General features: G+C 53.7%; 15 protein-coding genes and 1 pseudogene. 10 read left to right on the forward strand and 6 right to left on the reverse strand.

Translation table 11 applies throughout. From position 1 onward, the window contains the following. Nucleotides 1-34: 34 nt before the first annotated feature. Nucleotides 35-415: pseudogene (locus tag ACHHV8_RS08015) on the reverse strand (AraC family ligand binding domain-containing protein); the annotation flags it as partial. A gap of 189 nt (nt 416-604) precedes the next feature. On the opposite strand from ACHHV8_RS08015, the gene ACHHV8_RS08020 reads away from it, so the two are divergent. The 6 genes from ACHHV8_RS08020 to ACHHV8_RS08045 all read left to right on the forward strand — a co-directional run bounded on the left by ACHHV8_RS08020 (nt 605) and on the right by ACHHV8_RS08045 (nt 4666). Next, nucleotides 605-934: a hypothetical protein gene (locus tag ACHHV8_RS08020; protein ID WP_395157809.1), complete on the forward strand. Its 330-nt coding sequence runs from the start codon at nt 605-607 to the stop codon at nt 932-934. A gap of 242 nt (nt 935-1176) precedes the next feature. Beyond that, entirely contained in the window at nt 1177-1707 is a 531-nt protein-coding gene (locus ACHHV8_RS08025) for a TetR/AcrR family transcriptional regulator (RefSeq protein ID WP_395157810.1), read from the forward strand. 123 nt (nt 1708-1830) lie between these two features. Continuing rightward, a complete protein-coding gene (locus tag ACHHV8_RS08030; protein WP_395157811.1) occupies nt 1831-2790 on the forward strand; it encodes an NAD-dependent epimerase/dehydratase family protein in 960 nt (319 codons plus the stop codon). A gap of 116 nt (nt 2791-2906) precedes the next feature. Beyond that, nucleotides 2907-3200, forward strand: a complete 294-nt coding sequence (locus tag ACHHV8_RS08035) for a GNAT family N-acetyltransferase (protein ID WP_395157812.1) — start codon at nt 2907-2909, stop codon at nt 3198-3200. A 187-nt stretch (nt 3201-3387) separates the two neighbouring features. Further along, on the forward strand, nt 3388-4236 hold the full coding sequence (locus tag ACHHV8_RS08040; RefSeq protein ID WP_395157813.1) for a phosphotransferase: 849 nt from the start codon (nt 3388-3390) through the stop codon (nt 4234-4236). Nucleotides 4237-4267: 31 nt separating this feature from the next. Next, nucleotides 4268-4666: a hypothetical protein gene (locus ACHHV8_RS08045; RefSeq protein WP_395157814.1), complete on the forward strand. Its 399-nt coding sequence runs from the start codon at nt 4268-4270 to the stop codon at nt 4664-4666. Nucleotides 4667-4688: 22 nt separating this feature from the next. On the opposite strand, the gene ACHHV8_RS08050 is transcribed toward ACHHV8_RS08045, so the two are convergent. The 5 genes from ACHHV8_RS08050 to ACHHV8_RS08070 all read right to left on the reverse strand — a co-directional run bounded on the left by ACHHV8_RS08050 (nt 4689) and on the right by ACHHV8_RS08070 (nt 9479). Further along, a complete protein-coding gene (locus tag ACHHV8_RS08050; protein ID WP_395157815.1) occupies nt 4689-5306 on the reverse strand; it encodes a hypothetical protein in 618 nt (205 codons plus the stop codon). Between the two features lie 176 nt (nt 5307-5482). Beyond that, nucleotides 5483-6322 (reverse strand): RraA family protein, encoded by an 840-nt coding sequence (locus ACHHV8_RS08055; protein ID WP_395157816.1) that lies wholly within the window; start codon nt 6320-6322, stop codon nt 5483-5485. 33 nt (nt 6323-6355) lie between these two features. Beyond that, a complete protein-coding gene (locus ACHHV8_RS08060; RefSeq protein ID WP_395157817.1) occupies nt 6356-7741 on the reverse strand; it encodes a mandelate racemase/muconate lactonizing enzyme family protein in 1386 nt (461 codons plus the stop codon). A gap of 63 nt (nt 7742-7804) precedes the next feature. Further along, entirely contained in the window at nt 7805-8569 is a 765-nt protein-coding gene (locus ACHHV8_RS08065; RefSeq protein ID WP_395157818.1) for an SDR family NAD(P)-dependent oxidoreductase, read from the reverse strand. 127 nt (nt 8570-8696) lie between these two features. Next, nucleotides 8697-9479: an SDR family NAD(P)-dependent oxidoreductase gene (locus tag ACHHV8_RS08070; protein ID WP_395157819.1), complete on the reverse strand. Its 783-nt coding sequence runs from the start codon at nt 9477-9479 to the stop codon at nt 8697-8699. Between the two features lie 393 nt (nt 9480-9872). Here ACHHV8_RS08070 and ACHHV8_RS08075 point away from each other — a divergent pair, with 393 nt between their 5' ends. The 4 genes from ACHHV8_RS08075 (at nt 9873) to ACHHV8_RS08090 (ending at nt 13021) form a co-directional block, all read left to right on the forward strand. Next, nucleotides 9873-10886: an LLM class flavin-dependent oxidoreductase gene (locus ACHHV8_RS08075; RefSeq protein ID WP_395157820.1), complete on the forward strand. Its 1014-nt coding sequence runs from the start codon at nt 9873-9875 to the stop codon at nt 10884-10886. Nucleotides 10887-10955: 69 nt separating this feature from the next. Continuing rightward, the gene (locus ACHHV8_RS08080) at nt 10956-11738 is read left to right on the forward strand and encodes an SDR family NAD(P)-dependent oxidoreductase (protein ID WP_395157821.1); all 783 of its coding nucleotides are present in this window, start codon (nt 10956-10958) and stop codon (nt 11736-11738) included. Between the two features lie 2 nt (nt 11739-11740). Further along, nucleotides 11741-11914: a hypothetical protein gene (locus ACHHV8_RS08085; RefSeq protein ID WP_395157822.1), complete on the forward strand. Its 174-nt coding sequence runs from the start codon at nt 11741-11743 to the stop codon at nt 11912-11914. 330 nt (nt 11915-12244) lie between these two features. Continuing rightward, on the forward strand, nt 12245-13021 hold the full coding sequence (locus ACHHV8_RS08090) for an ABC transporter permease subunit (protein WP_395157823.1): 777 nt from the start codon (nt 12245-12247) through the stop codon (nt 13019-13021). Nucleotides 13022-13023: the final 2 nt, after the last annotated feature.

The raw sequence follows: 13023 nt of genomic DNA on the forward strand, positions 1-13023 counted from the left end.
GGGAGCGTTCAAGCACGGCATCAATATAGGACGTATCGCTGCCCATACGAAACAGTTGGCTGGGGAGATCGTCCTTCCACATATGCCCGAAAAAGCGGCTAGCCGACGGAAGCCCGCGGAAAAAAGGCTCAAAGGTGGCCGGTTCAAAGGTCAGAATCGTACGCTCGTAGGGAGCGTTCTCCGCGACGTCGAAGTGGAGCCTATGAAGCTGGAACGGCTGAAAAAAAAGGATGCTCCCGGATTCAATCGGATACATACTGCGATTGAGTACCAGGTTCCCGCTGCCGCGGTGAACGATTAATATTTCAATCCCCCGGTGATAGTGATAAAAGCCGGGGTAATTTTCTGTTGTAATGTTACGGAAGCGGTAATTTAACGTCTCGTTAGGTCTGAGCACATTATATAGAGACGGCATTCCCTTCCCTCCTTTTTCCTTAAAACAGCCGCTGTTTCCATTATAGCAATTGAGTGATATTTTTTCACAATGAAGGAGAACTCTTTTATGAGTTTTCTTGATATGATGGAGAAAATGAATATCCGGTATGCACAGGGTTGTGATAGAAGGAGTTCATTTGGCACAGTTTTCATAAGGGAGGGGAAGGCCGTGACATTAAATGATCTTGTGACGGAAGCCGAATACTCCGATGTGATGGACGGCGTCAAGGATTTATTGAAGGAAACGTACAGCCTCACGGACAAGGAAGCGAATTCGGTCGTCAGCGGCACGTTAAATCATGTCGACGTTTTCCTAGACGATTACAAGCCCTTTATTCATTACCTTCAGGATCTCCGGGGCGATCTCAGAACTACGCTCGACACGCATCTGCAGCAGGCGGTGGACAATGAACACAAGCTGCAGATGAAAATGAGCAACGACGCTGCCGTATGGCTTGCTTACGAATGTATAAGAAGGTTTTGCCGGAGAAATTTTTAACGAAGATGGCTTACGTTTAAATACAAGCAGCGGAGGTAGCCCCGTCCTGTTTTCAGGCGTGGGCTATTTATTTGTGTACAGCCTAGTGATGGCAACTCATCGCTGCATTGTCAAGCAGTTCCTCTACAAGACCACGTGGCCAAGCTTATTGTTCAAATTGGCGGTTGCCAGAGCTGGAAATATCGTGTAAGATAAAATCAATTAGTGATTGGTCAATCAATAACAAAAAGGAGTTGAGAGTGTTGGCCAAAGGAGCATCGACTTCCGCCAACCGGCGCACGGATATCGTATCCGCCGCCATTGAGGTTTTTGCCGAGATCGGCTATTACCGGGCGACGACCGCACAGGTCGCCGACAAAGCCGCCATATCGCAGCCCTACGTTTACCGCTTCTTCGCCTCGAAGGAAGCGCTGCTGCTGGAAGCGTTGGAAGTATCGTGGCAGCGGATCGTGCACGCTTTCGAGGGCGTGAGAGATTCGGCGGCGCCGGAGCAGCTGGAGAAGGGATTTATCGCAGCGTACGAGGAGATCATTCAATCGCACCGGAGTGAAATTCTGCTCCAGATGCAGGCCCAGACCATTCGTGAGGAGCCCATCCGGGAATCCATGCAGCGTGGAATGCAGCAGGTAAGGCAGCTGGTGCTTGACGCGTTCCGGGAAGCGGGCATCGAAGCGCCGGAGAGCAGGACGTCCGATTTTCTGGCGCGCGGCATGCTGTGCAATGTAGCTATGGCGCTGGATCTGTATGACGAGCTGATGGTTAAACAGCGATAACAAATAGCCAATAATCTACAAATAGCCAATAAGCAAAAAATAGACCAAAAGCAAAACTAAATTTTTTTCAGCTTTAGTAATTGATTAATCAATAACAAATATAATGACAGGAGAGATGAGGCTATGAGAAAAGCAATCGTATTGGGTGCGACAGGCGGCGTAGGCTATCCCTTAACGGAGGAATTGGTAAGCAGAGGCGTTGAAGTCGTCGCTTTCGGCAGGTCCATAAGCAAGCTGGAGCGTATGGCTCAAGCGATGAGCCATACGCCGCTTTTGAAGCTGCAGGCCGGGGACGCTTTTCAGACGGAGGACGTGATTCGCGCCGCCGAAGGCGCGGACGTTATTTTTCACAGCGCGAATGTGCCTTACCATGAAATGGCGGACCGGCTGCTGCCGTTAGGGGAATCGGTGATGGAGGCCGCCGAACGGCTCGGGAGCAAGGTCGTCGTCGTGGACGGCATCTATCCTTACGGCAGACGAACTGTCGAGCGGGCGTCCGAGGAGCATCCGAAGAACCCGCACACGCGTAAAGGCAAGGTGCGTCTGGCTTACGAGCAGCTGATTTTCAGTTCCCGCTGGCGCCGGGCCAGGCCGCTGATCGTGCGTCTGCCGGATTATTACGGACCATCGGCGCAAGCTTCGTACTTGTCCATGACGATGGAGGCGATTGCGGCAGGGAAGCCGACGGCTTTTATCGGGAACATGAAGGTGCCGAGGGAATACGTGTACCTGCCGGATGCGGCGCGGATGATTGTGAACATTGCCGGACGCGACGATGCGTATGGGCACAATTGGCACATTCCCGGCCCTGGGCTGCTGTCGGGCCATGAGATTGTCCGGATCGCGCAGGAGGCCAGCGGCCGGCGCAAGCCTGTCATTCCGCTCGGACGCATCGGCTTATCTCTGATCGGGCGGTTTCATCCGGTGCTGAGGGAAGTGGTGGAGATGCTGTACTTGACGGAAGAGCCATTCGTGCTGAGTGGGGAGAAGTACAGGCAGACGTTCGGAACAATGCCATGGACGCCGCACGGGCAGGCGATTTCGGAGACGATCCGCAGCCTGATGCAGCGAAATAATTCATGACTGCCAACGAAAATTTATAGGTAGTTAGCTTCATTTGTTTTGTGGTAAAATACGGTAAATTGCAGGAGATGATATCCTTGCTGACCCTCAGAAGATCCTTACTTGAGGAAGCCCGGATGCTGCACCATATTCAGGTAGAAGCCTTTCAAGACGATCTGGCGCAATATCAGGATTACGCAACCAACCCTGCGTGTGAAACCATCGATAAGACCCTAAACCGAATAACGAGCTACGATTATTACACTATTCGCCTGGACGATCAAATCATCGGCGGGATCTGTACAAGGGAAACAGCAGAGCAGGAATACAAGATCAGCCCGTTTTTTATCTCTGCGAAATTTCAGAACCAAGGCTTCGGCTCCAAAATAATAAATTTATTATTGGCTCAGTACCCGAATGCCTGCTTATAGTGGCTTAACACACCGAAACAAGACGCAAGAAACTGTTATTTTTATGAGAAATTAGGGTTTGCTGCCGTTGGCTGTACAACTGTAAATGCGAATCTGATATTGACGCGCTATCAAATGGTCATATAAGCCGCGCGGGCAGCCCATTCCCCTAGCACGATTACCGGCAAAATAGGAGGATGCTTACCTAATGTTACAGGACATCATTAATGAAATTATTACAAAAGGATTGCTGTCCAAGACGGTTACCCAGTGGAGCGAATTAAAAGGCGGCACGATGAGCACGCTCGGTGTGCTGGGGACACCTGAAATGCCGAAGCAATACGTCGTCAAAATAAACCCGAAGGAAGTAATCGCAAGCGAGTCCCGATTTTTGAAGCTGTACGAAGATATCGATCTTCTGCCCTCTGTTCGCTATGTCGATACGGAGTTCCGTTATTTCGTTTATGACTTTATTCCTGGCGATACCCGATATGTATGCGGTATGAAGACTGCTCTCATGCACGAGCTCTCGCAGCGAATAATGACCCGGTATGTCCATCCGAAACCCGGTGATCCCTATGAGTATGTGGAGGCCCCGTCCAAAGTGGAGGAATCGATTCGCTATGCCTGTTCGGTTATTGGCGCAAGACTTGCGCCGGAGGATCATGAGCTTGTCGCCTTCATCACGCGTACCCGGGGGAAACGAGCTGCCACAGAAGATCTCTACGTGCTTCACGGTGATTTCGGTGTCCACAATTTTTTGTTTGCGGATGGGAAGCTGTCCGGAGTTATCGATCCCATTCCGGTTATCGGGCGGAAGCGGTTTGACCTGCTCTACGCGTTCTGTTCCTCTCCCGATGAACTGACACTGCCCGTGCTGCTGCAAGCGGTTCGCGAGACGGAACTCTCGAAAGAGATCGATAGGTATGAGCTGATTGGGGATATGCTCGCGGCTCTGTACAGCCGTCTATCGACCTGTCTTCGTTATCATCCCGAAGATTTCGCCGCGTATCAGCAGGCCTGGTCTTATTGGACGTCTCTTAGAAACAACTCGTAGTGCAGATTGATAATTAGAATAAACGGAGGTGATGATGGTGGAGGAGTTACTTTCAACAATAAAGCACAAACATGGAAGGATCATAGAGGGAAAGCGGCATTTCTGGGATGTAGAAAAACTTTGGGAGTTATCTAAAGGCTTACCCGTTCATAAAATCCAAATAAATTCGATAAAGGAACTTGATCAGGATTGTTGGATTACCGATAGCAAAAGCACACCCCTTCCGACTATACGCAATGTTGCTCGTCACTGTCAACGGATTATTAACGCAAACATGGAGTACCCGATATTACTATGTTCAGACGGACAATTAATTGACGGGGGACATAGAATAGCAAAAGCATTAATTGATGAAAAAAGTGAAATTGATGCCGTTTATATTAAAGTGAAATTGATGCCGTTTATATTACATTGCCGACGGCGGATGTGATTTTGGAATAAAGTTAATTTTTTCATTCCATGAGTATTTGTTGTGCGTAAGAATCCCAGTCCGCTTCGTCTGTGTTTATTTCTAAAGTAGGAATCAGTGATTGTGCTGCACAGATACGAAGGTTTTCTTGATCGTCTAAGAACTTCTGACATGCTTCTGTTGCCGTGGAGTGGTTTTCCATGACATATGATTTCCAAGCTTCACCACGGCTTTCGATAAATCTCGGCCGAACAGCATCTTGGGACAGGGTTAAAAGTATGCAGCGTGCATTCAGCCTTGATAATCGTTGTTCCAGCTTCTCAATTTCCGCAAAATTTAAAAATGCTGCCCGATGGTTTAAGTGGAATCTCTCGAGAAGATAAAATACGCCGTTTGATGGTTTCGTATGACCAAGTGAATCCATCCACTCGTACTGCTGCTCGAGATATTCAACATGACGATTTAAAAGCTGAATATGTTCATCCTTGTCCATCGATCTTAAGACGCCTCGGTATGAATGCAAAACTTGCGAATAATGTTCACTTAATGCAATTATCGTTTTTTCATTATTGCTTGTTTGACTATGCAGCCTCTTTATCGCAGAAAAAACGGAAGTTTTTCCTGCAGTAGACAGCCCTTCGATAATGACTCCGCGAATCATAATTCACCTCTTTCAGTCTTATTAGTCTAACAAAAAAAGGACGCTTCCGCGCATTCGCTCGGGCTGCGTCCTTCTCATTATATTACCACTAGCAAAACATCTTCGTCACGCTACAGCCGGACGTCACTGGAAGGCCCGCGGTCTTCCAGCTTTCTCGCTTCTTCGAGCTCGTCGGTTCAGGTCAAATGCCGGTATTCGGCGGCTTCCGGAGCGGCTTCGAACCATTGAATGAAGTCCTGCCAGAGCGCCACGTTCCAGGAGGCGTCGATCTGCGCAGTGGAGTAGACGCCCTCCTTCAGGCGGATGAAGCCGAATACGTCCCGCACCTGGGACTTCTCGGCGCGCACGACGGTCAGCTCCGCCAGATGCGGCGGAATAAAGATGACGCCCGCCGGCGTGCCCAGCACGACATCCCCGGGAAGGCAGACGGCCCGGCCGATCCGCGTCGGGCCGTTCATGCTGATCATCGTGCAGTCCGCGATGGCGGTAGGATCGCTTCCGCGGTAATATACATTGATATTGTCGATTTCCACGACCTGCTGATTGTCGCGGATCCCGCCCCAGATGACGGCTCCGCCTTGCTTGGTGCGGGTGGATATGGCGGTGGACAGGTTGCCGCCGACATAGGTGCCTTGATAAATTTTATCGTACATATCGACGACGGCAACGTCATCTTCCTCAAGCGAATCAATGACCCATTGATTGAAGAAGCCTTTGCGGCCCTCCTGCTCATGGCCGTAGGCCAGCAGCGTATCGTGCAGATCGGGGCGCTTGGGCACTAGAACGGCGGTGACGGCCCGGCCGACCATCGTTTTTTCGGGGTGAATGATTTTGAAATCGCCCTCGAATTGGCTCGTGTAGCCCCGGTTCCACAGCGGGCCCCAGGCTTCCTCCAGCGTAATTTTGCGCATTCGGCGAAGCAGCTCGGCAGGGACCTTGGGACGTCCGTTCGAGAACCGCTCGCCCTTCCATAGCGGCGTAATTTGAATAATATCTTCCGGATTGTCGAATTTCATATCGAGACACCTCTTTCAGGGTTGATTTTGATTTTAGCTCCAGAGCCTGTCATTGCCGTAAAAATGATTCCAAGCGCTCGTCTCTTCCCACAGTCCTGGAATTTGAGGGTGCAAATGCTGTGCGATCACTTCGTCGTTCAGATCCTCAATGCCTAGACCCGGCGCATCCGGAACGGCGATAAAACCATTTTGCAATAAAGGCTTGGGCAGCTTGCTGATCATGATGTCGTCCCACCAATCGACGTCGTTGGAGTGGAACTCGAGCGCGAGGAAGTTTTCGGTCGCTGCGGCAACATGCACGGCGGCCAGGCAGGCGATAGGGCTCTCCGCCATATGAATCGCCATCGCGACCCCATGCTCTTGCGCCATGTCTCCGATTTTTTTCGTCTCAAGGATGCCGCCGGTGCTCAGCACATCGGGATGGATGACGGAGACGCCGCCGGATTCGATCAGCGGACGGAAGTTTTCCTTCAAATAAATGTCCTCACCCGTGCAGATCGGCGTAGATACCGAGCGGGCCAGGCGGACATACTGCTCCGTAAACTGCCAGGGGATCATATCCTCCATCCAGGCCAGATTGTATTTGCCGATCCGGCGTCCGAGCTTGATGCAGTCCTCGACGCCGATATGGCCGAAGTGGTCGATTGCGATCGGCACCTCATAGCCGACCACGGCGCGGACATCCGCGACATACTGCTCCAGCATGTCCAGGCCCTTCTCCGTAATATGAATGCCGGTAAAGGGATGGGCGATATTTTGCAAATCGTATACGCGTCTTCTCAGCTCACGAAGCTCCATCTCGGAGAGCTGGGAGCTGTTGCGGTTGTACCATGCGCGGGACACCGTCCGCATCTCTTCCATAAACCCGAGCGGGGCGCTGACCGTACCGGGCTCGCCGGCGAGAATGCCCAGGCCGAGGTCCATTTTCAGAAACGTAAATCCTTTGTCCATTCGCATTTTTAACGCTTGGCCCATCGCGGTGCCCGTGTTTTTACCGTCGACGTCGGTGTCGCAATACATCCGGATCTTGTCGCGGAATTTGCCGCCGAGCATTTGATATATCGGGATATGATACGCTTTGCCTGCCAAATCCCACAGTGCAATTTCAATGCCGCTGACCCCGCCGCCTTGTCTCGCGTGGCCGCCGAACTGCTTGATGCGCCGGAACAGCTTATCGATGTTGCACGGGTTTTCTCCGATCAGGCGGCTTTTGAGCTGGAGGGCATACAGCTTATCCGCTCCATCACGCACCTCGCCGAAGCCGACCAGCCCCTGGTTGGTGTATACCTTGATCAGGCTGCAGTGCATCGGCGCGCCGGCAATATCGGCAAAGCGGATGTCCGTAATGCGCAGCTCGGACGGCTTGGAGAAAGTATTGACGTGCGCCAGCGTATGTTCATAGGCTTCTTTATTGATCATGCGACAGCTCTCCTTTGCAGGTTCGTTCCGGTAAATTTTTATTTGAATCGGTGCCCTGAGGAATTACAGCAGCATGCTCGCTCCGTCGACACGGATGGAAGCGCCGCTTATAAATTCGGCTTCAGCGGAGGCCAGGTAGCAGACGAGATGCCCGATGTCATGCGGCCGGCCAGTGCGGCCCAAAGGGAATTTCTTGCGGATTTCAGCTTGAGACCGGGCTTCCTGCTCGGGGGAAAGCGGGCGTACGCGAATCGCCCCGGGCTCGATGGAATTGACAGTAATGCCGTAAGGAGCCAGCTCGATGGCGCTTTCGCGGACGAGCATTTTGACGCCGCCCTTGGTCATGGAATATACCGTATCGAAATCGGTAGGGCGCTTGCCGTGAACCGAGCAGATGCTGATGATCCGTCCGGCGCCCCGCAGCTTCATGGAAGGAACGACGGCCTGGATGCACTGCCAATAGCCTTTGACATTAATGTTCATCATCCGGTCATACGTTTGTTCGTTATGCTGAAAAAGAGTGTAATTCAGCTGCAGCGCCGCATTGTTCACGAGGATATCGATACCGCCGAAGCGCTCGGTCGCTTCATGGACCATCCGGTCAATTTCATCCTTTTGAGAGACGTCGGCTTTCACGACGATGCCTTCCCCGCCCAGAGCTTCGATCTGCTTTAAGGTGTCGAGCGCTCCGGCGTCGCTTTCCTTGGAGTTGCAGTTGACGGCGACCTTCACGCCGCGGCGTGCCAGCGCCAAGGCCGTTCCTTGACCGATTCCGGAACCCGCGCCGGTGATAAGTGCGATTTTTCCGGCAAGACTCAGAGGATTCACCCCTTTCCCAATAAATAAGCATTCACAGCTGGATACGCGGGTCTGTCTTAACGGGCTGCTGCGGCCTGCAAATTGCCAACTGTGAACTGTGAACGGAACAAACGGTAAAGCCGATGATCCGTCCCCGCTACCGGGGTTTATTCATCTTGTGATCCATGTAATGCAGCAAAAATCCGCCGTCCAGCCTCAGATCGGCGCCGTTCACATAACGGGAAGCGCCGGCAGCAAGGTATAGCACCGTTTCCGCCAAATCGTCGTAGGTGCCCATTTCGGTGCTCGGGATTTTGTACTTGGCGTCATCGTACAAGGAGGATCGCGTACTGCGGAACGGTTCGACCGCTCCTTCCAAGGAACCGGCCTCAATCGTATTGACATTGATTCCGTAGCGGCCGAGCTCAAGCGCAGCTTCCTTGGACAGCATTTTTATGGAGCTGCGCGATATACTGTAAAGAAAGGAAACGCCGGTCGGCTTCTCCGCGTGGATGGAGCCGATGTAAATAATTTTGCCGGAGCGCCTTGCCGCCATCTGCCTGCCGACCGCCTGGGTACAGATCAAAGCCGATTTCGCATGGTAATTCATCATCCGGAAAAAAGCATCTTCGCCGGATGCTTCAACGGATGCCGGCTCGATACGGTTAGCATTGTGGATCAGCACGTCGACCGGTCCGATCTGGCGCTCGGCTTCTTCCAGCATACCGCTCACCTCCGCGCTTGCGCACAGATCGAGATTGACGACCAGGATGCCGGAGCCGGTCTTGCGGCAGTGTTCGATTTCGGCTTCGATTGCGCCGCCGCCGGAAGGGCTGTTGACGATAAAGGAGGCTCCTTCATCCGCCAGCCTGCGCAGCAGAGCGGCACCGGAGGCGCTGTCCGCTTCGGTTATGAAGACGGTTTGTTGCTGCAATCTCAATGCGGCATCTCCTTCCTGAGCCAAATTCACATCCCCATCATACCCACGGAGAGAAGCGGATTCGATGCCGTAAATTTATGATTTTGTTTAATTTTTTTAGCAACAAGGTTCAGCTCCGAAAAAAACGAACAAAATCGTAAAAAAACCGCCTATGCGCCGGGTTTCCGGGCTAGTAACTTGAATCATGTACCCCAAAAGCAGCGGCTGGAATAAAAAGATGAATCTGATTCTGCCGGCTGGTGTGCCGTCTGCTTCAGCATCGGTTTCATTTCAAGCCGATAAGGCTCTTGTAATTGAGCGCGGAAAGGCTCGGCCTGACGGAGGCTTTTCGCCAATGTGGAAATATCTGCCGCCGTATCGGCAGGCATACAAACTTCAAAGGGAGGGAATCCGATGCTTGCCTTGGGAGTTTTGGATCAATCGGCCATCGTAACGGGAGGGACTCCGGTACAGGCGATGGCTCAAACCATCGAGCTGGCGAAGCTGACGGAACGGCTCGGGTATTACCGGTTCTGGCTTTCGGAGCACCATGCCGCGGATGGTCTTGCGGGCTCGTCGCCGGAGGTGCTGATGGCCGCCGTCGGAGCGCACACTTCCCGTATTCGCATCGGCTCGGCGGGAATTCTGCTGTCCCACTACAGCCCCTACAAGGTAGCCGAGAATGTACGCGTATTGGAGGCGCTGTACCCGGGACGGATCGATGTGGGAATCGGCCGTTCGGCCGGGGGAGGCACCCCGGTGTCCGAGGCGCTGCGCAGAGGGCCGGCGGAGGACGCGGAGTCTTTTGCAGGGAAGGTATGGCAGCTCATCGGCTATTTGGGCGATATCGGGGAGCAGGGCTGGGGAACTGCAAGGCTGAAGGCGGCACCTTTCGTGACGACAGCCCCCGACCCATGGCTGCTGGGCTCGGGCCATTACAGCGCCGAGCTGGCGGCATCGCTGGGCGCAGCGTTTTCCTATGCCCACTTCATCAAGGGAAGCGCGGGGCTGGGAGCAGCGGGGCTGTATGCCGACAGGTTCCGGCCGGGGCCGCTGGGGACGCGGCCGCGCATCAATCTCTGCGTCAATGTCGTATGCGCGGACACGGAGGAGGAGGCCGAACGGCTGGCCTTTCCGGTGGCCCTGCGCATGCTGCTCATCGAGAGAGGGCAGTTCGGCCGAACGTACCTGACGATGGAGGAAGCGGCAGCTTACCGATTAACCGAAGAGGACATGGCGGCGGTTCAGGCTCACCGGCACAACCGGATGATCGCCGGCGATCCCGAGCAGGTGAAGCGTCAGCTGATCCAGCTCAGCGGCGATGCACAGGCGAACGAGCTGATCGTGCTGACGATGCTGCATGATTTTGAAGCAAGGAAACGGTCGTATGAGCTGCTGGCCGAAGCATTTTTCCATACAAACGGTTGACATGTCCGGACATGCAATGGTACAAGGAAGGTGATGCTGTCAACATTAAACTCGGGATGGTGAACGGTTATGGATTTGGGATTGAAAGGGAAAGCTGCGCTCGTTACGGGCGGCAGCAAAGGGATTGGACTGCAGACGGCGCTGACGCTGGCTTCGGAGGGCGCGCAGGTGGCCATCTGCGCCCGCAATGAACAGGATTTGCAGAAGGCAGCGGCGCGAATCAAGGAAGAGACGGGGGCGGAAGTGCTCGTTATTTCGGCAGACGTCTCGCAGGAGGAGCAGTGCAAGCAGGCGGTGCAGCGCGTATTCGAGCAGTATGGACGGCTCGATATTCTGGTCAATAACGCCGGCACTTCGGCTGCGCGTCCGTTTGAAGAGGTGGAGACGGAGCAGTGGACGTATGATTTGGATCTGAAGCTGTTCGCCGCTATCCACTGCTCGCGTGCCGCTGTGCCTTATATGCGCCAATCGGGCGGCGGGGCGATAGTTAATCTGGCCACTTCCTCGGCGAAGACGCCGGCGGCTTCCTCTCTGCCGACGACGGTAAGCCGGGCGGCGGGCCTGGCGCTGACCAAAGCGATGAGCAGGGATCTGGCGAAGGATCAGATCCGCGTGAATGCGGTATGCATCGGCTTGATCCGCAGCGATCAGATCGAGAAGATGTGGCAGCGCACGGCTCCCGAGAAGACCTGGGAGCAGTTCGCAGACGATCCGGCTCATCAAATCCCGCTCGGCCGTATCGGCCGGACGGAAGAAGCGGCCCAGGTCATTGCCTTCCTTGTATCCGATGCAGCTTCTTATGTGACCGGAACGGCGGTCAATGTGGACGGCGGCAAGGGCGCCGCGCTGTAAGCGTGCGCGGGCTTCGACCGGGCACTGTACATATCCGCAGCGTGCCTGGGATTCGCGTGCGTCGGAATACCGCCGGCAGCAGGTGCGTGCCAGGCGTCGGCGGGCAGCAGGCCAGCCGCAGCGGGAGCGTCTACGTGTCGGCGGACGACTGTCCGACCGCAGCGGCAAATGCCTAAGCGCGGTGGGTCGGCCGCCTGGCGATAGCAGGAGCGCTTCCAGTTTCCCTAGCTCACATGGATCGTAACGGAAAGCTATCCCTTTGCTTAACAAGGGATAGCTTTTTTTCATTTAGGCAAAATGCCCAGAAAGTGTTGACGATCCTTTTTAAGTGGTGATATAGTGAGTTCACAACATTAATCCGAGTAAGTTGATATGAATTGTTTGTATCTAACGTGGTATAGGCAAGTCTACCCTGCGATGAGGAGACTTCCGCTTTTTTCGTTTCATTGAAAAAGGTTGGGGTCTCTTTGTCATTTACTCCACTTCACAAAAAGAGAGGGATTCACATGTCCAAACGAAAATTCGCAGTTTCCTGGCAGCCCTGGCTTTTGCCCGTCCTGCTGCTTGCGGCCTGGCAGGCGCTTGGTGCGGCAGGCTTTCTCTCCCAGCGCATCCTGCCTACGCCTTGGGAGGTCGTGCAGGCGCTTATCGAAGTCGTTAAAGACGGTACGCTGCTCGAATATGTCGGCGCCAGCACACAGAGAGCGTTCCTGGGCTTTTTGATCGGAGGCAGCATCGCGTTCTTCCTCGGATTGTTAAACGGAATCTTTCCGGTGGCGGAGCGCTTCATTGACACCTCGGTTCAAATGCTGCGGACCATTCCGCATCTGGCTCTCATTCCGCTCGTTATTTTATGGTTCGGTATCGGGGAAACGTCCAAATTGTTTCTGGTGGCGCTTGGCGTCGCGTTCCCGATTTATTTGAATACATTTCACGGCATCCGCTCCGTCGATCCGGGATTGATCGAGATGGGCCGCGTCTACGGGCTCAAAGGAACGGCGCTATTCACACAGGTGATTCTTCCCGGCGCGCTTTCCAATATTTTGTTGGGCGTCCGGTTTTCGTTAGGTATTATGTGGATTACGCTGATTGTTGCCGAGACGATCGCCGCCGACTCCGGGATCGGCTATATGGCCTCCCATGCCCGGGAATACATGAGGATGGATGTCGTCGTACTGTGCGTCATCTTGTACGCATTGCTGGGCAAGCTTTCCGATATTGCGGCTAAGTTCCTCGAGCAGCGCTGGCTTCAATGGCATCATAACTACGTGAAAAGAGCATAAGA

The sequence above is a fragment of the Paenibacillus sp. TAB_01 genome (genome assembly GCF_043945595.1).
Classification (GTDB): Bacteria; Bacillota; Bacilli; order Paenibacillales; family NBRC-103111; genus Paenibacillus_S.